The sequence below is a fragment of the Aestuariivita sp. genome (assembly GCF_021404545.1).
Classification (GTDB): domain Bacteria; phylum Pseudomonadota; class Alphaproteobacteria; order Rhodobacterales; family Rhodobacteraceae; genus Aestuariivita.
Genome location: NZ_JAAWWD010000067.1, coordinates 25,288 through 48,648, shown reverse-complemented (window position 1 = coordinate 48,648; position 23,361 = coordinate 25,288). Strand labels below are relative to the sequence as shown.

At 63.3% G+C, this 23,361-nt stretch carries 21 protein-coding genes and 1 pseudogene; 13 read left to right on the top strand and 9 right to left on the bottom strand.

Features of this window, described 5'->3' with window-relative positions:
- Positions 1-466 (bottom strand): annotated as a pseudogene (locus HEP69_RS21900) (hypothetical protein); the annotation flags it as partial.
- Between the two features lie 113 nt (positions 467-579).
- Here HEP69_RS21900 and dusA point away from each other — a divergent pair.
- From dusA to HEP69_RS21885, 3 genes are read left to right on the top strand one after another with little or no spacing between them, the layout of a single operon-like run.
- Positions 580-1,581, top strand: a complete 1,002-nt coding sequence (dusA, locus tag HEP69_RS21895; protein WP_290560642.1) for a tRNA dihydrouridine(20/20a) synthase DusA — start codon at positions 580-582, stop codon at positions 1,579-1,581.
- Positions 1,582-1,620: 39 nt separating this feature from the next.
- Positions 1,621-2,445 (top strand): sulfite exporter TauE/SafE family protein, encoded by an 825-nt coding sequence (locus HEP69_RS21890; RefSeq protein ID WP_290560641.1) that lies wholly within the window; start codon positions 1,621-1,623, stop codon positions 2,443-2,445.
- Positions 2,439-3,218 (top strand): hypothetical protein, encoded by a 780-nt coding sequence (locus HEP69_RS21885; RefSeq protein ID WP_290560640.1) that lies wholly within the window; start codon positions 2,439-2,441, stop codon positions 3,216-3,218. Before HEP69_RS21890 ends, HEP69_RS21885 begins: the two co-directional genes overlap by 7 nt.
- A 133-nt stretch (positions 3,219-3,351) precedes the next feature.
- Here the strand turns inward: HEP69_RS21885 and HEP69_RS21880 are convergent, their stop codons facing one another.
- The 3 genes from HEP69_RS21880 to ccmI are packed head-to-tail and all read right to left on the bottom strand — an operon-like array spanning position 3,352 to position 5,302.
- A complete protein-coding gene (locus HEP69_RS21880) occupies positions 3,352-3,597 on the bottom strand; it encodes a DUF1289 domain-containing protein (protein ID WP_290560639.1) in 246 nt (81 codons plus the stop codon).
- A complete protein-coding gene (ruvX, locus tag HEP69_RS21875) occupies positions 3,594-4,031 on the bottom strand; it encodes a Holliday junction resolvase RuvX (protein ID WP_290560644.1) in 438 nt (145 codons plus the stop codon). The genes HEP69_RS21880 and ruvX overlap by 4 nt, the downstream gene beginning before the upstream one ends.
- 41 nt (positions 4,032-4,072) lie before the next feature.
- Complete coding sequence (gene ccmI / locus HEP69_RS21870) at positions 4,073-5,302, bottom strand: c-type cytochrome biogenesis protein CcmI (RefSeq protein ID WP_290560638.1); 1,230 nt, start codon at positions 5,300-5,302, stop codon at positions 4,073-4,075.
- A 157-nt stretch (positions 5,303-5,459) separates the two neighbouring features.
- Here ccmI and HEP69_RS21865 point away from each other — a divergent pair, with 157 nt between their 5' ends.
- Positions 5,460-6,704: a sarcosine oxidase subunit beta family protein gene (locus HEP69_RS21865; protein WP_290560637.1), complete on the top strand. Its 1,245-nt coding sequence runs from the start codon at positions 5,460-5,462 to the stop codon at positions 6,702-6,704.
- Here HEP69_RS21865 and HEP69_RS21860 read toward each other — a convergent pair.
- The gene (locus HEP69_RS21860; RefSeq protein WP_290560636.1) at positions 6,701-6,892 is read right to left on the bottom strand and encodes a hypothetical protein; all 192 of its coding nucleotides are present in this window, start codon (positions 6,890-6,892) and stop codon (positions 6,701-6,703) included. The two genes, HEP69_RS21865 and HEP69_RS21860, sit on opposite strands and share 4 nt — an antisense overlap.
- Before the next feature lie 211 nt (positions 6,893-7,103).
- Here HEP69_RS21860 and HEP69_RS21855 point away from each other — a divergent pair, with 211 nt between their 5' ends.
- Together HEP69_RS21855 and HEP69_RS21850 are read left to right on the top strand one after the other, a co-directional pair.
- The gene (locus HEP69_RS21855; protein WP_290560635.1) at positions 7,104-7,436 is read left to right on the top strand and encodes a TfoX/Sxy family protein; all 333 of its coding nucleotides are present in this window, start codon (positions 7,104-7,106) and stop codon (positions 7,434-7,436) included.
- 164 nt (positions 7,437-7,600) lie between these two features.
- Positions 7,601-7,798: a hypothetical protein gene (locus tag HEP69_RS21850; protein WP_290560634.1), complete on the top strand. Its 198-nt coding sequence runs from the start codon at positions 7,601-7,603 to the stop codon at positions 7,796-7,798.
- Between the two features lie 43 nt (positions 7,799-7,841).
- On the opposite strand, the gene HEP69_RS21845 is transcribed toward HEP69_RS21850, so the two are convergent.
- The gene (locus HEP69_RS21845; protein WP_290560633.1) at positions 7,842-8,030 is read right to left on the bottom strand and encodes a hypothetical protein; all 189 of its coding nucleotides are present in this window, start codon (positions 8,028-8,030) and stop codon (positions 7,842-7,844) included.
- A gap of 107 nt (positions 8,031-8,137) precedes the next feature.
- On the opposite strand from HEP69_RS21845, the gene HEP69_RS21840 reads away from it, so the two are divergent.
- From HEP69_RS21840 to HEP69_RS21825, 4 genes are all read left to right on the top strand, one after another.
- Entirely contained in the window at positions 8,138-8,467 is a 330-nt protein-coding gene (locus tag HEP69_RS21840; RefSeq protein ID WP_290560632.1) for a sarcosine oxidase subunit delta, read from the top strand.
- 64 nt (positions 8,468-8,531) lie between these two features.
- Positions 8,532-11,552, top strand: a complete 3,021-nt coding sequence (locus HEP69_RS21835; RefSeq protein ID WP_290560631.1) for a sarcosine oxidase subunit alpha family protein — start codon at positions 8,532-8,534, stop codon at positions 11,550-11,552.
- Positions 11,545-12,111 (top strand): sarcosine oxidase subunit gamma family protein, encoded by a 567-nt coding sequence (locus HEP69_RS21830; protein WP_290560630.1) that lies wholly within the window; start codon positions 11,545-11,547, stop codon positions 12,109-12,111. The genes HEP69_RS21835 and HEP69_RS21830 overlap by 8 nt, the downstream gene beginning before the upstream one ends.
- A gap of 246 nt (positions 12,112-12,357) precedes the next feature.
- Positions 12,358-12,957 carry a superoxide dismutase gene (locus HEP69_RS21825; RefSeq protein ID WP_290560629.1) on the top strand — a complete coding sequence of 200 codons (600 nt, stop codon included), beginning with the start codon at positions 12,358-12,360 and terminating at the stop codon, positions 12,955-12,957.
- A gap of 532 nt (positions 12,958-13,489) precedes the next feature.
- On the opposite strand, the gene HEP69_RS21820 is transcribed toward HEP69_RS21825, so the two are convergent.
- Complete coding sequence (locus HEP69_RS21820) at positions 13,490-14,041, bottom strand: TIGR00730 family Rossman fold protein (protein WP_290560628.1); 552 nt, start codon at positions 14,039-14,041, stop codon at positions 13,490-13,492.
- Positions 14,042-14,154: 113 nt separating this feature from the next.
- On the opposite strand from HEP69_RS21820, the gene HEP69_RS21815 reads away from it, so the two are divergent.
- The 3 genes from HEP69_RS21815 (at position 14,155) to HEP69_RS21805 (ending at position 18,067) form a co-directional block, all read left to right on the top strand.
- Positions 14,155-15,744, top strand: coding sequence for a LysM peptidoglycan-binding domain-containing protein (locus HEP69_RS21815; protein ID WP_290560627.1), 1,590 nt, complete (start codon positions 14,155-14,157; stop codon positions 15,742-15,744).
- Positions 15,745-15,813: 69 nt separating this feature from the next.
- Positions 15,814-17,610: an ABC transporter ATP-binding protein/permease gene (locus HEP69_RS21810; protein ID WP_290560626.1), complete on the top strand. Its 1,797-nt coding sequence runs from the start codon at positions 15,814-15,816 to the stop codon at positions 17,608-17,610.
- A 133-nt stretch (positions 17,611-17,743) separates the two neighbouring features.
- The gene (locus HEP69_RS21805; protein ID WP_290560625.1) at positions 17,744-18,067 is read left to right on the top strand and encodes a hypothetical protein; all 324 of its coding nucleotides are present in this window, start codon (positions 17,744-17,746) and stop codon (positions 18,065-18,067) included.
- A gap of 153 nt (positions 18,068-18,220) precedes the next feature.
- Here HEP69_RS21805 and HEP69_RS21800 read toward each other — a convergent pair whose 3' ends face one another.
- Both HEP69_RS21800 and HEP69_RS21795 read right to left on the bottom strand, forming a co-directional pair.
- Entirely contained in the window at positions 18,221-21,994 is a 3,774-nt protein-coding gene (locus HEP69_RS21800; RefSeq protein WP_290560624.1) for an efflux RND transporter permease subunit, read from the bottom strand.
- Positions 21,991-23,277: an efflux RND transporter periplasmic adaptor subunit gene (locus HEP69_RS21795; RefSeq protein ID WP_290560623.1), complete on the bottom strand. Its 1,287-nt coding sequence runs from the start codon at positions 23,275-23,277 to the stop codon at positions 21,991-21,993. Before HEP69_RS21795 ends, HEP69_RS21800 begins: the two co-directional genes overlap by 4 nt.
- Between the last annotated feature and the right edge of the window lie 84 nt (positions 23,278-23,361).

Sequence of the window (23,361 nt, the reverse complement as noted above, 5' to 3'; positions counted from 1 at the left end):
CAAACTTTGCTGTTGGGCAAATCCCCCCTCGCCGGACAAAGAGTCCGGCAACCATGCAAACCATAAACCGGTCAAAACCCAGCGCGAGGGTCAAAATCAACCCAATTCTGCGCTTGAAAAAACACAGATGCTTGCCGTAGTCGATAAGCTTCTGCCGGTCGAGGTGCCCGATCTTCTCCTTGCCCAGATCGCGCTTGAGCGTCGTAAGCGTGGCGGCCTTGCTGCGACGCGGCGGTTTCCCTACCTCGCACATATCGGTTATATGAAGATCAATGAGGTCGCCAAAGGTCTGGAGGCGGGAAACGGACGACTTGTTCGGCGCCAGCCCCTGATCGACCCGGGTCTCCGCCTGGCGGGCCCAACGATGGGCGTCGTCGCGGCGGAGGAACGTCTCGCTCGCGTAGCGGCCCTTTCGTCTGATCTGGACCCGGTAGGCACCGGAGGGGAGCTTGGTGATGGAGGCCATTTTCGTGTGCGCTATGTGTGCAATGAGTCGTCGTAAAGGGGCAAATTCGGGGATATTGGGGCGTATTCCAGCGTAGAAGCATCCGCCGCCAACAGTTTGAAGATACACAAAAAATGCAAATAAATCAACACGCTATATTATCCTGTGCCCCTATGATGGATTGGACCGACCGGCATTGCCGTTATCTGCACCGGCTGCTCAGCCGTGACGTTTTGCTTTATACCGAGATGGTTACTGCGCCTGCGTTGGTGCGTGGTGGAGCGCTGCATCTGCTGGAGTTTCATCCCGCCGAGCATCCGGTTGCGCTGCAATTGGGCGGGTCGGATCCGCGTGAACTGGTGCAGGCCGCGCGACTGGGGGCGGCGGCGGGGTATGATGAGATCAACCTCAATGTCGGGTGCCCCTCGGACCGGGTGCAATCGGGCTGCTTTGGCGCGGTGTTGATGGAGCAGCCCGGCCTCGTGGCCGATTGCGTCACGGCGATGCGCGATGCGGTGGATGTCGACGTCACCGTCAAATGCCGCATCGGTGTGGATGACCAGAACCCCGAGGAGGTGTTGCCGGAGTTTCTGGCCCGCATCGTGGCCGCCGGCTGTGAACGGGTCACGATCCACGCGCGCAAGGCCTGGTTGCAAGGTCTCAGCCCCAAGGAGAACCGCGATATCCCGCCGCTCGACTATCCGTTGGTGCAGCGGATGAAGGGGCTCTTTCCCAACCTCCACATCTCGATCAACGGGGGCATCTCCTCGCTGGAGGAGGCGCAGGGGTTCCTGGATGCCGGGCTTGACGGGGTGATGATCGGGCGCGCGGCCTATCACCAGCCCGCCGATATTCTGTGCCGCGCGGACCGGCTGATCTTTGGCTCCGGGAGGGACAGCACGCCCGAACAGGCCGCGCGCGCGATGCTCCCCTATATCGAGGCACATCTGAGCGGTGGCGGACGCCTTCATCAGGTTACCCGTCATATGCTGGGCCTCTTTGCGGGACGTCCCGGCGCGCGCGGATGGCGGCGAACGCTCTCGGAAGGGGCAGTGCGCGCGGGTGCCGGGCCGGACCTGGTCGAGGCGGCGCTTGCGCAGATATCCGCACTGGATACCCAGGCTCACGCGGTGTAGAGAGCGGCTGATTTTCTATCCCCGAAACGAGGTTTTCTGATGCCCGACACGGTGCTCCTGTTGCAGATGCTGGGGCTTTTGATGGTCATCGGCGCCATCGCGGGCGTGCTTGCGGGGCTTCTGGGCGTGGGCGGCGGTATCGTCCTGGTGGCGGCGTTTTTCTATGCATTCCAGACGCTTGGCTATGACAGCCCGCAGTTGATGCAGATCTGTCTTGCCACGTCGCTGGCCACGATCATCGTGACCTCGGTACGGTCTGTTCTGAGCCATCACGCGAAAGGGGCGGTGGATTGGCAGATCCTGAAGACCTGGGCGCCGGGGATTGCGATCGGCGCGATCGGGGGGGTGATGGTAGCATCCTCGTTGAGATCCGAAACGCTTCAGGCGATCTTTGGGGTGCTGGGCGTGACGGTGGGTCTTTATATGGCCTTTGGCCGGGCGACCTGGAGGTTGGGCGAGGCGATGCCCGGCGGTTTGATCCGTGCGGCGCTCTCCCCCGTTGTGGGGTTTTTGTCGGTGCTGATGGGCATCGGCGGCGGCAGTTTCGGTGTGCCGCTGATGACGCTGTTCGGTCGGCCCATTCACCGCGCGGTTGCGACGGCGGCGGGGTTTGGCGTGTTGATCGCGGTGCCCTCGGTGATCGGATTTCTGCTGGTACCGGTTGATCCGGTGTCGCGGCCGCCTTTTACCGTGGGCGCGGTCAATGGCGTGGCTTTCCTGGTGGTGATCGCGATGACGCTGATCACGACCCCCTTGGGTGTGCGGATGGCGCATGCGATGAACCCCGCGCCACTCAAGCGGGTCTTTGCGGTTTTTCTGATCGTGGTGGCGCTGAACATGCTGCGCAAGGCACTGGGATGGTAGACGGGCTGGCGCGGTGCGGTTGGGCCCGGTTCGGCTGGGACAGCCGGACGGCGGATTGGACCGAGGCCGCGCGGGAGGCCGGGCTTAAAGCTCTTCATGATCCTGCGCTTGCGCATTGGTATGATTGTGAAAACACCTGGTTCATAGGGGTCGACGCGCTGCCCAATGACATCAGCGGCGCGCTTGCGGGCAGAGCGCTGGAAGGCCCTGCGATCGATGCGCTTCGGGACAGTTTTGGGCCGCTCCCGCCCCTTCATCCGGCACAGCTGTCGGTGATCTTTCCCGGCTATCCCAAGCCGCGCAGGGGCGAGAGTGCTCAGGGCTTTCGGTATCGTCTCAACCGGGATGCGGCCCATGTGGACGGGGTTTTGGCCGAAGGGGCCGCCCGCAGACGGTTTGTTCGCGAGCCACATGCCTGGGTGCTGGGCCTGCCCTTGACCGACAGTTCGCCAGAGGCGGCGCCAATGGTCGTCTGGGAGGGCAGCCACAAGATCATGGCCGCCGCTTTCCGCAAGGTCTTTGACGGGCATCCACCCGCATATTGGGGAGACGTGGATGTGACGGAGGTTTATCAGGCGGCCCGTCGCGCGGTGTTCGAGAGCTGCGCGCGCGTGATCGTTCACGCTCGTCCGGGGGAGGCCTATCTGGTGCATCGTCTGGCGCTGCATGGGGTTGCGCCCTGGCAGGGGCCAGAGGCGCCCGGGCGCATGATCGCCTATTTCCGGCCTGAAGTGTCGGGCGGCGGCATGTCGGCCTGGCTGGACGGGATCTGAGCCGGGTCTGACGCGATTTGCCAGGCGGTCTGCCCCGCATCGGATGGCCGTCACTCTGGCCCTGCCCACCGGATCCAATTGCCGCGCCTGCGGCGCGATTCCGATTCTCGATTTGGCGCGGGATGGCAGACGGTCAGCCGATCTGACGGGCCGCGCGCCCGCCGCGGCGTTTGGCCAGGCGCGGGGCACGGGTCGGCAGCTCATCCATGATCCGGCTGCGGTCTTCGGCGCTCATCTTCGACCATTGGGTGATTTCGTCAATGGTGCGGAAACACCCGGTACAGATCCGTTCCGCCGGATGCACGACGCAGATCTGAATGCAAGGCGATTGCACCTCGTTGCGTGTCCAGACCTGGTCGTTTGATGCGCTGTCGCTCATGATTGTGCTGCCTCATTGATATGGCGCAGTCTGTCCAGCGCTCCTTGCAAGATATAGCCCGCGGCCACATGATCAATAACCTCGGCGCGACGTTTTCGTGTCGTATCCGCCTCCAGCAGCGCCTTTTCCGCCGCGACGGTGCTGAGCCGTTCGTCCCAGAAGGTGATGGGCAGATCGGTCAGCCGCTCCAGATTGCGCGCGAACGCCCGGGTGGACTGGCACCGCGGTCCTTCGGTGCCATCCATGTTGCGCGGCAGGCCCAGGATCACGCCACCGGCCTCGCGATGGGCGATGATCTCCAGCAGCCGCGCCGCATCGAGGGTGAATTTCCGGCGCCGGATCGTTTCCAGCGGGGTTGCCACGCTCCAGATCCGGTCCGACACCGCAACCCCGATGGTCTTGTCGCCCAGATCGAGGCCCAAGAGCGTGCTCATCGGCCGCGCGGCCGCGCGGAACGCCGCGATGTCGGCGCAGATCACGGGATCAGCCCGCCCCGGCGCGCGCCGTCCCGGATAACCTCAATCGCCGCATCATCATCGGCAAAGGTCACCAGCGCATTGTTATAGACCGCGATCGCATCGGCCTCGCGCCCCAGCACGCCCAGCGAGCCGATTAGGCGCGCCCATTCCTCGGGCGGCCCGCCTTCGTCGGCCAGCCTTTCGGCAAGCCCCGAGACCATGCCTTCGATCATCGTGCGGCGATCCTCTGCCGACAGACCGTCGGCGGCTTCGATATCCTCGGCAGTGGGACCGGCCAATTCGTCGGGGTCGGGCAGCACGAAATTGTTAAAGCCTGCGCGAAACGCCATCTCCTCGATCTGGAGGCGGATCGGTGCAATCCAGGGCGCGTCCTGCGGCCCTTCGACCAAAAGCTGCTGCCACATGGCAAAAGCCTGGTCGGGGCGGCCGATCTGGCTGAGCATCAGCCCGATATAGTAGCGTGCGGGCCCGTTCTGCGGGTCGATCTGCAAGGCGCGGGTCAGCGCATCCTCGGCCCGGGGCGAGACAAAGCCACCCGCGGCCAGGATCAGCATATCGGCATAGTCGGTCCAGTCCGAGGCCGTCGCCCCCGGACCCAACAGCTCGATCACCCGCGCTTGTGCCTGATAAGCGGCGGTAAAATTGCCCAGCACGGCTTCGTTGCGGGCCAGCAGCCGGTGCCCCTGAATGTCGTCGGGCCGCGTCGCCACCGTGGTGCGCAACTGCTCCATCAAGGCCACGAAATCGGGGCTGACATCGCTGCGCTGGCTTTGTGGGGGCAGGGAGGCTTCGGCCTCCTCCTGGCTGGGACGGGTCTGGCGCGCTTCTTCGGCCAGCGCCATCCGATCGGCCAGCGCCAGATCGCCATAGCCCGGCGCTCCGATCCGGGCATAGAGAAAGAGGCTCCCCACGATCAGCACCACACCTGCGACCGCAGCCGTTATCAGACCAATGGCACGTCCGCCCGCGCCCTCTGGACCCGTTTCTTCGGCTGCGGCATCCGAGGCCAGAATGCGGCGCGAGATTTCGGCCCGGATCCGGTCGGCATCTTCGGTTCCGATCACACCGCGCGCAAGATCGCGATCCACCTCCTTGAGCTGATCGCGATAGACGCGCAAATCATAGGACGCAGCCGTTTGCGCATTGCGCGGTGTCCGCATCAACGCAAGGCCCAAAAGAAGCGCCACAGCCAGCGCCAGTGCACAGGTGAGTATCCAAAACATCATATCCCCCACTTATAACCGGCCTTGCCCCGGAAAAAGGGCAAAACGACCCATGCGGCGCCCATGTCGCAACTGAGTGATATTGCGACGGTTCGGAACGTGGACCTCTGGCCCTGTCGCGCGATATCCAAAATGCAACCCAACCGGTCGGATTCGCCCCATGAAACGCTATTCCGCTTTTGCCATCGCCCGTGAGGCGCTTCGCTTCCATTCCGGATGGGAGCGCGCCTGGGCCTCGCCCAAGCCGAAAAAGAAATACGATGTGATCATTATCGGGGCCGGCGGGCACGGCCTGGCAACGGCCTATTACCTGGGACGCAACCACGGTATCCGCAATGTGGCGATCCTGGAAAAAGGCTGGCTCGGCGGCGGCAATACCGGGCGCAACACCACGATTATCCGCTCGAACTACCTTCAGGATCCGTCGGCGGCGATCTATGAGAAATCCCGCGCGCTTTACGAGACGCTCAGCCAGGACCTGAATTACAACGTGATGTTCAGCCCGCGCGGCGTGATGATGCTGGCCCAGACGCAACACGAGATCCGCGGTTATCAGCGCACCGCACATGCCAACGCCCTGCAAGGGGTCGAGACCCAATTCGTGGGCCCAGAGCGCGTTAAGGAGCTGTGCCCGATCATCAATATCGCCGGGCCGCGTTACCCGGTGCTGGGCGCGCTGTGGCAGCCGCGCGGGGGTACCGCGCGTCATGATGCGGTGGCCTGGGGCTATGCGCGGGCGTGCTCGGATATGGGCATGGACATCATCCAGAAATGCGAAGTCACCGGCATCCGGCGCGAAGGCGCGCGGGTTGTCGGCGTGTCCACGACCAAGGGCGAGATCGACTGCGACAAGCTGGGGATCGTGGTCGCGGGCCATTCCGGGCTGCTGGCCGAACAGGCGGGCTTTCGTCTGCCGATTGAATCGGTGGCCTTGCAGGCGCTGGTCAGCGAGCCGATCAAACCCTGCATGGACGTGGTGGTGATGGCCAATACCGTGCATGGCTATATGAGCCAGTCTGACAAGGGCGAGATGGTGATCGGTGGTGGCACGGATGGCTACAACAACTATACCCAGCGCGGCTCGTTCCACCATATCGAGGAGACCGTGCGCGCCCTGATCGAGACCTTCCCGATGATTTCCCGCCTCAAGATGCTGCGCCAATGGGGGGGCATCGTTGATGTGACCGGCGACCGCTCTCCGATCCTGTCGAAAACGCCGGTGGAGGGTGTGTTCATCAATTGCGGCTGGGGCACCGGCGGGTTCAAGGCGATCCCCGGTTCAGGCTGGGGCATGGCCGAGCTGATGGCCAAGGGCCACTCCCCTCTGACCGACGCCTTCGGACTGGAGCGGTTCCGCGAAGGCCGGTTCATCGATGAAAGCGTCGCGGCGGGGGTGGCCCACTAATGCGGGCGGTTCCAATCATGCACGGCGCGGTGCTGCGCCCGGATGATTTCACTTTCGGTATGCGCGCTGTTCTTGGGGCGCAGGTTCAGGTTATGCTTAAGCAAGCTCCGGTGCTTTCTGCGTTCGATAAACGCCAGGACCGCACTCAGCGCGATCAACCCAACCAACATCACGACAATCGTCTTCATCTCGGCTCCAGGCTCCGTCGTCTCGGGGCAAATCGCTCAGCGGCGTCGAATGGGCCGGTCGGGCGGGTCTTCGCGCGGGCACACCGGGCGCATGGCGTATGCCAGCGCATTCAGGCCCAAAAAGCCACCCGAGACTATGATAAGGTACAAGCTTTCCATAGGTTCGAGATGGGAATCCGGGCTCCGCGTGTCAAGGTGCCGGGGGCGCGGAATGGCGTATGACTCCGACATGGCAGAAACCATGCGCGCCGATCTGGGGGTCGAGCCGGGGCTGTCGGAAAAGAAGATGTTCGGCGGCCTGTGCTTCTTTCTCGATGGCAACATGACCTGCGGTGTGGGCGGGCAGGGCGCGCTCTATCGTCCGGGCAAGGCGGCCGAGGCCCGCGCGCTGGCCCATGACGCGGTCAGCCCGATGATCATGGGCACGCGCCGGATGGGCGGGTTCGTGCGGCTGTCGGATGACGGGTTCGCCGATGATGATTTGCGCAAGACCCTCACACAGATGTCACTGGCGCATGCCGCCAGCTTGCCGGTCAAGGGGTAGGGGATGCGCCGCTTTTTGCCGATCCAAACGCTGCCAGCAGGTTTTGGCCTGACTGCGCCGACCATTCCGGCTGTCGCTGGCCGATCCGCACGCTTGGCCGACGCTTGCGTTGCGGGGGGTCAGAAGCCTGCGATCCTGAGCACCTTCATAACGGAGGAAGTCTCATGGACGAATTCTCGACATCACGTCCCGCGCACCCGCGCGGCGAAGGCACTGGGTTCTGGACGTTGGGCGCCGTTTTGGTTGTGCTGGTTCTGGTCATTGCGATCATCGGACTGGGCAGTGCAGGCGGCAGCGATGACCCTGCCGCAGTGCAGGACCCCGCTGCGGCCTCGACCCCCGCGCCGATCATTTCCGAGTAACCCGCCTCGCACCGGCGGCGGGCGCCCAGCGGTGCCCGCCGCCTCACTCGGCCTTGTCAGAGTTCTGCGCCTTGAGGGCCGCTTCGCTGCCAAAAAACATGATATCCGAGATATCGACAAAAGTGCCCTCGGCCTTGCGTTTGGCTACCGCCCGGCGCTCCATCCAGAACATGCACAATGCCCCCAGACCCAGCGCGCCGAACACCACAAAGGCCAGCAGTGTTTCATTCATCGGTTCTCTCCTTGTTCGCAAAAACTGTCAGGATTGATTGACAGTATAGCCCGCGCCTTTGCACCGCGCCACGATTTCCTGCCTGTCTTGAGAAAAGGAGCCGCCCCATGCTGATCCTTGAATGCCCCTATTGTGGCGTCCTGGCCGATGAAACCGAACTGACCCCCGGAGGCGAGGCTCATCTCAAACGCTTCGGTCCCGGATCCAGCGATGAAGCGTTCCACGGCTATCTGTTTGAACGTGAAAACCCCCGAGGTGTGCATTTCGAACGCTGGCGCCATTCCTACGGGTGTGGCAAGTGGTTCCACGCCGCGCGCGCGACCGACACGCTCGAAGTCTTTGGAACCTACTCTGCGCAGGTCTTCGACCCCCCCGAAGAGATCCGCAAGAAAATCACCGCCAAACGCCCGGGCTGGACCTGGAAGGATCTGAGCTGATGCAGTTTCTTCTCGCCAAAAATACGCAAGACCAACGGCAGACCACGCGGAAAGGCCAGCAGACATGAGCACCCGCCTCTCCACATTCGGTCGCCTCATCGACCGCTCGGTCCAGGTGAAATTCACCTTCAACGGCACGTGGATGCGCGGCCATCCCGGCGATACGCTCGCCTCGGCTCTTCTGGCCAATGATCAGATGCTGGTGGGCCGGTCGTTCAAATACCACCGTCCGCGCGGCATCGTGGCGTCGGGTGCCGAAGAACCCAACGCGCTGGTCAATCTTGGCAAGGGTCCCACGTTCGAGCCCAACCAGCGCGCCACCACGACCGAGCTTTATGACGGCATGACCGCCACGTCTCAGAACCACTGGCCCAGCCTCGATTTCGATATCGGTGCGATCAACACCCATCTCAGCAGGGTCCTGCCCGCTGGCTTTTACTACAAGATGTTCATGTATCCGCGCGCCTTCTGGAAACATGTCTATGAGCCGTTCATCCGCCAATCTGCCGGTCTGGGGCAAGCCCCCAAGGATCGCGATGCCGATACGTATGAGCATTTCTACGCCTTTACGGATGTGCTGGTCATCGGCGGCGGAATAGCGGGGCTGCAAGCCGCCAAATCCGCGGCTGAGACAGGTGCCAGGGTCCTTCTGATCGAGCAGACCGCCCATTGGGGCGGGCGCGCCATGGTCGATGCGCAGGATGCCGAAACCGTCAACGGGGCCCCTGTGGATAAGTACGTGGATGAGATCACCGCGCAGCTGTCGCAGATGCCCAATGTCACACTGCGCACCCGTTGCATGGGCGCGGGTATCTATGACCACGGCTATGTGCTGGCTTATGAGCGGTTGCGGGATCACGCGCCGGAAACGCCCGGTCCGCGCCACAGGCTCTGGCGCGTGCGTGCAGGCCGGGTCATCACCGCCACCGGGGCGATTGAACGGCCCTTATCCTTTGCGGGTAATGACCTGCCCGGGGTGATGCTGGCGTCAGCTTTGCGCGATTACGTGGTCAATTACGGCGTTTCCGCAGGCGACCGGACAGTGATCGCGACCAACAATGACGACGCCTATCTGACGGCAATTCTCCTGAAAAAGGCGGGTCTGGAGGTCCCGAGGATTCTGGATGCCCGCCCTCAGGGCGGCGGTGCGCTGATGGCCGAGGCGCAGGCGCTGGGCCTGCGCGTCGATACCGGCCGGGCGATTGCCAAGGTCAAAGGCGGGCGCCGGGTCTCCAAGGTGCAGATCTGCGCGCAGGCCGGTGAAGGCGGCGTGCTCGACGAGGTTGCGTGTGATGCGGTGGCGATGTCGGGCGGCTGGTCTCCGGTCGTACATCTGTGGTCCCATTGCGGTGGAAAACTCCTTTGGGATGAGGGTCATGCGATGTTCCGCCCCGATGTGGATAACCCGCCGCGCAGCCACGATGGCGCAGGCTTTGTCGCCTGTGCCGGCATGGCCAACGGTGCCATGACGCTGGACGCTGTCTTGCACGACGCACACGATGCCGGGCAGGCGGCGGCCGAGGCGACCGGCCATAGCCCCAAACGCAGCAAGGCCCCGGCGGCGACGTCCTGCACCGCCGCGCCTCTGGCGCCGGTCTGGCTGATGCCTCAGGGCGCCAAACAGGAGCTGCGCGCCAAGACCTGGCTCGATTTTCAGAACGATGTCAAAGTCACCGATGTGCAGCTCGCGGCGCAGGAAGGGTTCGAAAGCGTCGAGCACACCAAACGCTATACCACGCTGGGCATGGCAACGGATCAGGGCAAGCTCAGCAATATCAACGGGCTGGCAATCCTGTCGGACGCTTTGGGCCAGCCGATCCCGGCCACCGGTACGACAACGTTCCGCCCGCCCTACACACCCATTTCGATGGGCGCCATCGGCGGAGAGGCGCGCGGCGACGTGTTCCAACCGATCCGGCGCACGCCGATGCATGACTGGCACGCGGCCAATGGCGCCCAATCGGAGCCCGTGGGCCATTGGCGTCGTCCTTACGCCTATGTCCGGCAGGGTGAAGACGCCCATGACGCGGTGATGCGCGAGGTAACCAATACCCGCACCCATCTTGGCATCCTTGATGCCTCGACACTGGGCAAGCTGATCGTCAAGGGCTCCGATGCGGGGCGCTTTCTCGATATGCTCTACACCAACGTGATGAGCAGCCTCAAGCCGGGCCGCTGCCGCTATGGGCTGATGTGTTCGGAGAACGGATTTCTCAGCGATGATGGCGTTGTGGCCCGCATTGATGAGGACACCTGGCTCTGCCACACGACCTCGGGCGGCGCCGACCGGATCCACGGGGTTATGGAGGAATGGCTGCAGACCGAATGGTGGGACTGGAAGGTCTATGTTGCCAACGTGACCGAGCAATACGCCCAGATCGCGGTGGTCGGTCCCAACGCGCGCAAGGTGCTTGAGAAACTGGGCGGCATGGATGTGTCCGCCGGTACGCTCAGCTTCATGGGTTGGGCCGATGGCACCATCGGTGGGTTCGACTGCCGGGTCTACCGTATCTCTTTTTCGGGCGAGCTGAGCTATGAGATTGCCGTCAGAGCCTCGGAAGGCCAGGCGTTCTGGGACGCGCTCATGGCCGCGGGACAGGCGTTCGGCGTCATGCCCTACGGGACCGAGGCGCTGCATATCATGCGCGCCGAAAAGGGGTTCATTATGATCGGGGACGAAACCGATGGCACGGTGATCCCGCAGGATCTGGGCCTTGACTGGGCGATTTCGAAAAAGAAAGAGGATTATCTGGGCAAGCGTGCGCAGCAGCGCAGCCATATGATCGATCCGAACCGTTGGAAGCTGGTGGGGCTGGAGACGATCGACGGGTCGGTTCTGCCCGATGGAGCCTATGCGGTTGCGCCGGGCATGAATGCCAACGGCCAGCGCAACATGATCGGGCGCGTGACCTCGACCTATCACTCACCGACGCTGAACAAGGGTATCGCCATGGGACTGGTCCATAACGGCCCCGGGCGGAGGGGCGAGATACTGGAGTTTCCCGGCACCGATGGCACGAACTACAAGGCCAGGATCGTGAGTCCGGTTTTCTATGACCCGGAAGGGGAGAAGCAGAATGTCTAAGGTCATCTCCGTCCTCAACCAGGCCCGGTTCCACGGCATCGCCGATGTGACCGAACTGGGGGTGCAAGGCATGATCAGCCTGCGGGGCGATCTGTCCTCAGCCAGGTTGAAAACGGCGGCACGGACAGCGACAGGCGCGACCGTGCCCGAACCCCATCGGGTCACGATCAGCGACCAGGGCGGCCTATGCTGGATGGCGCCTGACGAGCTATTGGTTTTGGTGCCTTACGCGGAGGTTTCCACCCGCCTGACAAAGCTGCAAGATGCGCTGGCAAAGGATCACGCCCTGGCTGTCGACGTGTCAGATGCGCGGGCCGTCTTTCAGCTCGGTGGGCCGCATGCCCGCGAGGTGCTGGCCAAACTCAGCCCGGTCGATCTGTCAGCGCGAGCATTTACCCCCGGCATGCTGCGCCGCACCCGCTTGGCACAGGTCGCAGCCGCGTTCTGGATGACGCAGGACGAGGCGTTCCGGATTGTCTGTTTCCGCTCGGTCGCGCAGTATGTTTTTGACCTTCTGAGTATTGCGGCACAGGACGGCAGCGAGGTCGACGCGTTGTGAACGTGGCACCCAGGTCTTGGACGCGCGGCGCAAGCCCGCCATCCGGGAAGGTCGTATTTTTGGCAAGAAGAAGACCGGGGTAACGCTCTTTTCTTCTTCTTGCTTGCAAATACCGACGGGGAGTTTGAGGGGCTGGCCCCTCAATCATCGGCCGGTTGTCCCGCTTTGCGCGGTGCACCCTTGACGCGGACGCAGCCCCGCCGCATGTAAAGTTCCAGCGAAACACACCAAACAGTGGGGGCCACCATGGCTTTTGAACTTCCTGATCTTCCTTACGCCCATGATGCTCTGGCCGACAACGGCATGTCGAAAGAGACACTCGAATATCATCACGATCTGCACCACAAGGCCTATGTCGACAATGGCAACAAACTGATTGCCGGGACCGAGTGGGACGGAAAATCCTTGGAAGAGATTATTACCGGCACCTACGACGCCAATGCGGTGGCCCAGAATGGGATCTTCAACAACATCAGCCAGCTGTGGAACCACAACCAGTTCTGGGAGATGATGGGGCCGGGCGCGTCCGCCATGCCCGGAGAACTGGAAAAAGCGCTGACCGAGGGTTTTGGCTCTGTCGATGAGTTCAAATCGCAATTCTCCGCCGCGGGCGCGGGCCAGTTTGGCTCAGGCTGGTGCTGGTTGGTCAAGAACGCCGACGGCTCATTGGCGGTGACCAAGACGGAAAACGGTGTGAACCCGCTTTGCTTCGGTCAGACGGCGCTTTTGGGCTGCGATGTGTGGGAACACTCCTATTACATCGACTTCCGCAACAAGCGTCCTGCGTATCTGACAAACTTCCTCGACAATCTGGTCAACTGGGAGAACGTCGCGTCGCGCATGTAAGCGGCGATCCGAGACCTCTTGGAAACGCCTCGCCTGGTTTGGCGGGGCGTTTGCATTCTCGTGCCAGTCTCGGGCATGGCGCGCGCCCGCAGCGCCTGCCCATAATGCGCGGAGGTCCGCGCGTTCATCGTGAGCAGTTCGACAGCCCGGAGGACGTGACCCCGCCTCAACCTCTTGCCTCCGTCGTCGGCCAGTGCCGCAGGAGCGCGGGTCGAGCGAGGATCAACCCGGCATGACAGAAACGCCAGCGTCGCGGTCTGAGCGAAGCGGCCTGGCAGTTGCCCGGCACGGACGACCTCTTCCGGTGGCATTGCCTCGCCTACGAGATATATGATCTCGGGGGCGCAGCAAACCGCCAGACTGATGTCGGTGTCGTCCAGGCGAAGGGGGATAGCCGGAACCGTTCTGTCTCAAGAGCCGCGGCGCGGACTGCGATCAAGTTTGGCTGGTTTCCGCCAATGTCGTACAGGGTGAGCGGTTGCGGCAATATCGGGACCACGCTCGACAATTGTCTGCCTCGGAAAGAGCCCTGTTACAACAGTGCCGCGCGCAAGCCAGCGATCAGGTCTTGTGGCGTCTGAGTGACCGAAACGAACCGCTTGAGCGACGGGTCGGCAAAGCCTTGTTCGATGACATGATCAACCAGAGCGATCAACGGATCCCAGTAGCCTTCTGTATTCAAAAGGAAAACCGGCTTTTCATGAAGGCCCAGCTGCCGCCAGGTCAGCACCTCGAAGAACTCGTCGAGCGAACCTGCGCCGCCCGGCAAGACCACGATTGCGTTGGCATTCATGAACATGACCTTCTTTCGCTCATGCATGGTCTCGGTGACGACATAGCGGGTCAGGTCGGTTTTGCCGACCTCCAAATCGACCAGATGCTTGGGGATCACGCCGAACGTATCGCCGCCTGCACGCTGGGCGGATCGCGCCACGTCGCCCATCAGACCGACATCGCCTGCACCATAGACCAGTTGCCAGTCCTCCCGCGCCAGTGCGGCGCCGACGGCCTGTGCGGCATCGCTATAGGCCGGGATTGCGCCATGTCGCGATCCACAATACACACAGACGGATTTTGCAGCCATTGGCGCGTCCTTTCACGGGGGCGGGGTTCGAAGGGGAGCTTTGACCCCTGATACCCCGGTTGATAGGGTGGCTCAACCGTCGTGCGGGGCTCGTCGGACAGGGGATGGAAACGATGACGGACAAAGCGGGCTTTCTGGGCCTTGGCACGGTCGGCGGCGTGGTCGCTGCCGGGTGTGTGGTCGCGGTTGGTGTCGGCGCGCTTTACATGGCCGGTGCGCTGTCTCCGCAGGAGCCTGTGCCCCCGGTCCCGGTGGCCGCGGTCCAGACGCCTCAGCCCGTACCGACAGATGCCGAGACAGCAAGCCCCCGAGCCCAAAGCGTGGCCGCACCGGCGCCGGGCTCGGTGGATGCCGAGAGGCGCGCCGATGCGCCCCAGCCAAACGCGTCAGGATCCGCCGGGGCCGACAGCGATACCGCACCTGCCCAGACCGTCACGTCGCCTCAGGAGCCGGAGGAGCCCGCGCTGAGCGCGCCGCGTTTTGACGTGGTCCGCGCCGCGCCTGACGGCACCACGATCATTGCGGGGCAGGGCGCACCGGGAAGTGTCGTCACCGTACTGCTGGACGGGCAGGTGGCCGACAGCCAGACCGTGAGTGAAGGCGGCGAGTTCGTCAGCTTTCTGAGCTTGCCTGCAAGCACCGCGCCGCGCCTGCTCAGCCTGATCGCGCGGCAAGGAGATCGCGAGGCCCCCTCGGTGGAAGAGATCATTCTGGCACCGACACCCCCGCCGCAGGTGGCCCGATCACCTGATGACCAGGGGACGGTTGCGGAAGAGGTCGCGGTTGCCGAACCTGCCGCTGCACCGGCAGGGCCGGGTCCGGTCGGCACCGATACGGCGCCAGCTGCGGCACCCGCCGGGACTGCCCCGGAGAGCGGGGAACGTGTGGCGCGCGAAACCGCGCAGCCTTCGACACCGGAGCCTCTCGCTGAGGTCGCGCCGGTGTCCGACACTCCGGCGGATGCGCAGGCTGACGCGAATACGCGAACCTCCGAGACCCAGGCCAGTGCGGAAGCCCAAACCGGGGAGGCTGCGCCTGAGACCCAAGCGGCGCCCGAAGGGGCTGCCCCGCAGGCACAGACCGCCGTGAACGACCAGCCCCGCTTGCCAGTGGCGCCACCGCAGGACACAGCAGCACCTGCACCCTCGACCGCTGTTGCGGTGCTGCGCGCCGATGCGGCGGGGGTCGAGCTGATCCAGCCCGCAACGCCCGATGCGGCCCCGTCGCGCGAGCAGATCGTGCTGGATACCATCGGCTATACGCCCGAGGGCGCGGTGTTGCTGAGCGGGCGATCCGCTCCGGCCGGGCTGGTGCGGATCTATCTCGATAACCTGCCCCTGGCCGACCTGAGAGCGGGTGCGGACGGACGTTGGCGCGCCCGGCTGGAGGGTATCGCACCGGGTATCTATACGCTGCGGCTCGATGCGCTTGACGAGGATGGCGGCGTGCTCAGCCGTCTTGAAACGCCGTTCAAACGCGAAAGCGCCGCCGCACTCGCCGCCGCTCAGGCCCAGGCGCAGGCCGCCCCTCCGGCACCGCCGGTCAGCCAGGTGACCGTTCAGGCCGGCGACACACTCTGGGCGATCTCGCGGGAGCGCTATGGCGACGGGCTTTTGTTCGTCAGGGTGTTCGAGGCGAACCGCGATGCGATCCGTGACCCCGATCTGATCTTTCCCGGACAGATCTTCGCCATCCCCGACTGATCTCGGCGCTGGTCAATCCCTGCGCTGCAACCTATGTCACGAGGCCATGGCCTTAGCTTCCGGTATCCTATGACTGATCAGATCGCCCAAGACGAGCGTCGCTCCGGCCTGCGCACCATCCGCAAGGTTGCCCCCTATCTTTGGCCAGAGGGCGAGCGGTGGGTAAAGATCCGTGTTGTGGGTGCCATCGCTTTGCTGGTTCTGGCCAAGCTGATCGCGGTTGGGATACCGGTTCTTTACAAAGGAGCCGTGGACGCGCTGGCCGGGGAAGGGGTGCCGATGCTGGCGCTGGGGGCTGTGGGGTTGACTGTCGCCTATGGTTTTGCCCGACTGATCAATGTGGGCTTTCAGCAGCTGCGCGATGCGGTGTTCGCAGCCGTCGGGCAACGCGCGCTCAGGGCGCTGGCGCTGGAGACGTTTCACCATATCCACCAGCTGTCGCTGCGCTATCACATCACGCGCAAGACCGGCGGACTGAGCCGGATCATCGAGCGCGGCGTCAAGGGGGTGGATTTCCTCCTGCGGTTTCTTCTGTTCAGTGTCGGCCCTTTGGTGCTGGAGCTGTTGATGGTGGCGGTGATCCTCACCGTGCTGTTTGATGCGTGGTATCTGCTGATCGTGGCCGGCACGATTGCGCTTTATGTCTGGTTCACCTTTGCGGTGACCGAATGGCGGGTCAAGCTGCGCCGCGAAATGAACGACCAGGATACCGACGCCAATCAAAAGGCCATCGACAGCCTGCTCAATTTCGAGACGGTCAAGTATTTCGGAGCCGAGGAACGGGAAGCCAGCCGCTATGACAGTGCGATGCGCCTTTACGAACAGGCCGCGCTCAAGACATCCTATTCGCTGGCGTTTCTGAATTTTGGCCAGTCGCTGCTGATTACCGGGGGGCTGATCGGTGTGATGGTGTTGGCAGCCCTGGGCGTGCAGCGCGGCGATTTGACGGTCGGGGATTTCGTGATGGTGAATGCCTATATGATCCAGATCACCGTTCCGCTGAATTTTCTGGGCACGGTCTATCGTGAGATCCGTCAAAGCCTTGTGGATATGGGCGAGATGTTCAACCTGCTTGAGCAGCCCCGGGAAGTCAGCGACAAACCGGACGCACCGGACCTCAAGGTGGCGGGCGGGCGCATCACGCTGGAGGGCGTGCGATTTGGGTATGAGGAGACCCGCGAGATCCTCAAAGGTGTCGATCTGACGGTCGAGCCGGGACAGATGGTGGCCATCGTCGGGGCGACCGGCTCGGGCAAATCCACGATCGGGCGGCTGTTGTTCCGGTTTTACGATGTGACCGAGGGTGCGCTGAAGATCGACGGCCAGGATATTCGTGACGTGACACAGACCAGCCTGCATGACGCCATCGGCGTCGTGCCCCAGGATACGGTGCTGTTCAACGACACGATCCGCTATAACATTGCCTATGGCCGCGACGCGGCCACGCAGGAGCAGATTGAGGACGCGGCGCGCGCCGCGCAGATCCACGATTTCATCATGTCGCTTCCCGAGGGCTATGAGACAATGGTGGGCGAGCGGGGACTGAAACTGTCGGGGGGCGAAAAGCAACGCGTGGGTATTGCGCGGACGCTTTTGAAGAACCCGCCCATCCTGCTTTTGGATGAGGCAACCTCGGCGCTGGACAGCGATACCGAGGCCGACATCAAGGACGCACTGGCCCGGGCCGGTCAGGGGCGCACGGTGATCACCATCGCACATCGCTTGTCGACGATTGCGGAGGCCGATCAAATCGTCGTGCTGGAGGCAGGCGACGTGATCGAGCGTGGCACTCATGATGTGCTTCTGGCCCAAAACGGGCGTTATGCGCAGCTCTGGAACCGCCAGCAGGCTGATGAGGCGGCCTGATGACGGGGCGCCGCTCGGCTGCGCCTTCGCCCCGCCCGCCATCCCGCAAATCGCTTGACCCACCCTCTGGCGCCGGGGTTTGGTGAGGGTGGACCGCTTGGCCGGTCCCATGGGACTTTGGGGGGACATGACCATGAAAGCCTTACTTGCCGTGTCAGCCCTCTATGTGCTGGCCGCCCATGCGCCTGTGTTGGCGCAAGACCTCGACTTTTTGCTGATCAACGACAGCAGCGCCGATCTGGTCGCGTTCAACGTATCAACCGCTGCGTCGACCAGTTGGGAAATGAACCTGATGCGCGGCGGCTACCTCGCGCCGGGCTATGAGATCGATGTGGTGATCGCGGATGGCGAGGCCACTTGCATATACGACATTCGTGGCCTGTTTTCTGATGGCGCGTCGGTTGAGGACTATGGTCTCGATCTTTGCGAGATGGGCGAATACATCTTTACCGACTGATCGGACGGGATGCGCCAAGGCGCTGGGGCATGATGGTTCACGGGGCGCCTTGCCAAAGGGCACCACGCGTCAATCACGCCTGTGTTTTCCCGGTTCAGGTGACCCCGCGGAGCCTATGGGGCAAACCCCGTCGCCGCACCTTTTGGCGTGCCGCTATTCGGCCGCTTTGAGCGGCGCGCCGGGTGCCACCGGTTGGCGCACAGGCTCGTCTTCCCAGATAATCTCAGGAAGGGTGAGGCGCCGGGCCGCGCGTTGCAGGGCCCAGTCCTGAGCTGCACGGCTCGACCGACCAAGCGACAGCCGTGCCAGCGCGCGCGCGATCCAGGTCAGGTAGGTGACGATCCAGATCCGCAGCGCCAGCAGGGACGGTGTCACCACCAATGTCAGAACGGTCGCAACGCCCAGGCCGAACACCACGGCAGTGGCCAGTTGTTTCCACCAGAGCGCGGTCGGGCTGTTGATCGAATAGCCGCCATTGATGAAGTCGAGCGACAGCCCGAACATCATCGGCGCGAGTCCCGCCATGGTGGTGATCGTGGTCAGCAGAACCGGTCTGATCCGCGCCTCGGCCGTGCGCACGATGGCCTCGATCCGGGGCATATAGCGGGAATACTCCTGATAGGTGTCGATCAGGACAATGTTGTTGTTCACCACAATCCCGGCCAAGGCCACGATCCCTGTCCCCGTCATGATGATCGAGAAGGGTTGCTGCATCACCATCATCCCGATCAGAACGCCCGTGGTCGACAGAACAACCGCCAAAAGCACCAGGATCGCGTTGTAGAACGAGTTGAACTGAGTCAGCAGGATGATGAACATCAGCCCCAATGCGCCGCCGAAGGCATAGATCAGGAACTCCTGGCTTTCGGCCTGTTCTTCCTGATCGCCGGTCCATTCCCATGCGATCGTCGCGGGCAGGGGTGTGGTGTCCAGCCATTCGGTCAGCACGGCGATCCGTTCATTGGCGTTGATCGGCACCGCGCGCAGGTCGCCCGCCTCCACCGCGGCGGTCAGGTCGCTGTCGCTGACCCCGTCGCTCAACCCGGTCAGCCGATAGCCGACCTGACCGCCGCCCAGGCGGATCAGGCTGCTGTCGCGCGCCAGGACCGCGGGGTCATCGACCAGCCGCGCCGTGGCAAGCCGTGTCTCGGGATCGTCCCCATCGACGATCAGCTTGACCAACCCCGTCTCCACATCGGCCTTGACGTCAAAGATGCGTTTCTGATCGACCCGCGTGATCGAGGCAAGCTTGGCCACCGGCTCGCGGGTGATGAAGTTCGACAGCGGCACCAGCCCGTCCTCGGTCCGCACCTTGAGCGTATCGAGCGTTGACAGCACCCGGTCTTCCTCAGGCAGGCGGACACGGATCTCGATCTCCTCGTCGCTGCTGTCCACGCGCATGGTGTCCAGCAGAATGCCGCGCGTCACAAGCTGTACCATCGCGCCCACGGTGGCCACATCCGCCCCATAGCGCCCGGCCTTTTCCACATCGACATTGATCTGCCAGTCGATGCCGGGCAGGGGGGTCGTGTCCTCGATCTTGATCAGGCCGGGGGTGTCTTCGAATGCCGCGCGCGCCGTTGCGGCTGCGGCGTTGAGGTCTTCCCAGCTGTCGCCCTTGAGCCGTAGATGCACAGGCTTGCCGGAGGCAGGGCCGTTCGCCAGGGCGAGAATCTCGGCCTCGAACCCCGGCAATTGTGCCAGTTCAACGTTCAGTTCCTCGATCACCCGGTCGCCGTCAAAGGCATAGGCCACGACTTCCCGCTCCAAAAGGCCAAAGAACCAGGTTTCCGTGGTGGTTGGACGATCTTCCCAGGGGGTGATCTCAAACTGCACCTGACCGACCGTATCGCTGGGGATCGAGGCGCCGGACGCATCGGTGTTCAACCCGCCATCCCCGGCAAAGGAAAAGACATTGATCACCGCCGGATGTTCCATGATCAATCTTTCGACCTGGCCGACCATTTCGTCGGCTTCCCAAAGCGAGACATTGCCGCGGGCGCGCACATAGATCGTGGCCTGCTCGGGCTCGTTCTCGACAAAGAACTCGACGCCGCGATTGTTCTCGCTGTAAAGGCCAAAGACCGTGACCACGCCAAAGCCCACCACCGCCAAGGTGACCAGCGGCATGATCGGGTTTCCGGCAATCGCCTTGATGAACCAGCCAAAGGGCGTGCGATGATGCCCTGCGCGCACCGGTTTTTCCGGGCGTTCGATCCGTGCCGCATCCAGTGTGATCGACCCGGCAAAGGCGCCGATCAGAAAGATCGCGATGCCGAACAGCTCGGCCAGGATCAGCGGCACACCGGCTGGCAGCAGGTACTGCGCGTTCAGGATCTGCATCGCCCCCAGAAAGATCGTGTAAAGCGCGACCGGCACCAGCGCGGCGCGCACCAGCCAGGGCGTGTTCGCCTTGAGCGCGTCCGAGGCGAAGCCGAAACTGCGGCTCATCCGGCCCGACACACCGCCCATCACCGGCAGATAGATCAGCGCGACCACCAGCGAGGCCGACAGAACGAAAATCAGCGTGACCGGCAACATGCCCATGAACTCACCCGGCACGCCGGGCCAGAAGAGCATCGGAAGAAACGCGCAGAGCGTCGTCGCGGTTGACGAAACCACCGGCCAGAACATGCGCTGGGCGGCCTCGACATAGGCATGCATCGGGCCAGAGCCCTCTTTGATGCGCTTGTCGGCATATTCCACCACCACGATCGCGCCATCCACCAGCATCCCCACAGCCAGGATCAGACCGAACATCACGATGTTGGAAACACTCACCCCCATCACCGCAAGGAACGCAAAACACAAAAGGAACGAAGTCGGGATCGCAAAGCCCACCAAAAGCGCCGCACGGCTGCCCAGAGCCGCCAGCACCACAATCATCACCAGCGCCACAGCGGTCAGAACCGACCCCTCAAGCTGGCTGACCATCGAGCCCACGATACGGCTTTGGTCATTCGATGTACCGACGGTGACGGCGGCCTGCAATTCCTCGGGCCAGCCCAGCTCGGCCACGGCAATCCGCTCCTTGACCAGATCGGCGGTGTCGATCAGGTTATACCCCTTGCGCTTGACCACCTGGAGGGCGACGGTGTTCTCGCCGTTGAACCGCGCGGTGCCCGCACGGTCTTCAAAGGTAAAGTTGATCTCGGCCAGATCGCCCAGCGTGACGACACGGTCGCCATTGGTCTTGACCGGCAGGTCATAGACATCGCGCGGCTCGTCAAACGAGGACGGGATCTTGACCGCGAAAGTGCCCTGCTGGGTTTCAACCTCACCTGCGGCGACGAGCAGGTTGTTGTTCTGCACCACATTGATCAGCTCATCTGCGGTGACGTTGTAGCTTTCCAGCCGCAAGGGATCGATGATCACCTCCAGCATTTCGTCGCGATTGCCTGCCAGACCGGCCTCGAGCACCGCGTCCATGGCTTCCAGATCGTCCTGCAAATCCTTGGCGATGCGCGCCATTGTGCGTTCGGGAACGGCGCCCGTCAGGTTGACGATGATGATCGGAAACTCGGAAAAATTGATCTCGGTGATCGAGTATTGCTCGGCGCCATCGGGAAAATCGGCTTGTGCCGCGTTCATCGCATCGCGCACATCCGCCATGATCGCGGTCTTGTCCCAGCCGAACTCGAATTCCAGCGCCACGCCGGCATAGTTTTCGGCCGCCGTGCCCGTCATCTCCTTCAGCCCGTCCAGATCGGCCAGTTCGGTCTCCATCGGCTTGACCAGCAGGCTTTCACTGTCTTCGGCCGAGATGCCGGGGAACTGAACGGATACAAAGAGCGCGGGGATCTCGATATCCGGCTCACCTTCCTTGGGCAGGTTGACATAGGCATACCCCCCCACCAGAAGCGACAGCGCGATGAAGGCCAGGATCATCCGTGCCCGGGCCGCGGCCCATGAAACGACACCGGTCATGGCGTGACCTCCCCAAAACTGGCCTTGACCCGCACGCCTGCGGTGACAAAGTCCTGGCCGACCACGATCACATCCGCCTGATCGGGCAGACCGGTGACCCAGACGCCGTCAATCGTGTCGCGCAGCAGGGTGATCGGCACGAACTCGACCAGATCGTCGCCGCTCACCGTCCGCAGACCCAGCTTTCCTTCGGAATTCAGTGTCAGGGCCGATTGCGGCACCTTATGGGCCATCAGACCGTCAGCGGCGATCAGGATTTCCGCGGTCTGGCCGTCCCGGATCGAGAAATCCGGGTTGGCCACCTGGATCTCGGTGCGGAAGGTGCGTGTGGTCGGATCGGCAGACCGGCTCAGAAATGTGACACGGCCCTGGACCTCGCGGCCCGACACCAGGCGCGCGCCAGCCAGCGCGCCGACCTCGACGCGGTCAACCTCGGTTTCGGGCACGAACCCGACCAGCTTGATCGGATCGAGCTGGATCACCGTGGCGCAGAGCCCGCCGGGCTGCATCAGGCTGCCCAACTCCGCGGTGTCGCTCTCAAGAAGCCCTGCGAACGGGGCGGTAATCTCCAGCCGGTCAATCTCGGTTTCGGCGGTGGCCACGGCGGCTTCGGCCGATTGCACGCCGGATTTGGCCGATTGAATGGCCGTGCGCGCCGATTCCAGTCCGGCCCGCGCGGCCTCGACCCCGGCCTCGGCCGCGCGGACACCGGCGCGTGTCGTGGCGACCCTGGTATCTGACGCAAACCCGCCCTCGCTGAGCCTGGAGGCTGCATTGTCGTTGATTTCCGCTTCGTCCAGCCGGGCCAGCGCCTCTTGCAGACGTGCATTGGCCTCCGACGTGCCGGCCTCGGCCTCGGGCAGGCGCGCGCGCGCCTCCTCCAGTTGGGCGCGGGCCTCGGAAAGGCTTGCTTCGCGGGTGCCGGGATCGAGATGGCACAACAGCTCTCCGGCTTCGACGAAATGCCCCTTGCGCAGCGGCTCGGATATCACGGTGGCCGAGGTTTCGGCGCGCACGTCGACCTGGCGATGCGCCTCGGTCTGGCCGCGCAGAATCACGGCGCTGTCGACTTCCTGGGCTTGTGACCGCAGCGCAACGACGCTGATCGAAGGGGCTATGGCTTGGGCATTCTCAGCGATATCCCCGCCCGCGTCCTCCTCGGTCTGGGGTTGCTGTGCAGCGGCGTCGCCCAAGGCAAACGCCACCAGTGCTTCGCGTTGAAATACCGCGATATAAAGGGCCGCTGTGACCAAAATAGCGATCAGGACCGGAATAACTCGCATCTATATCGTCTTTCCTGCGTGGTGCTCTATCCGTTTTCCGCGGGTACCGCGCGATGGGTATGCGCCTCAATATATGGTTCGTCC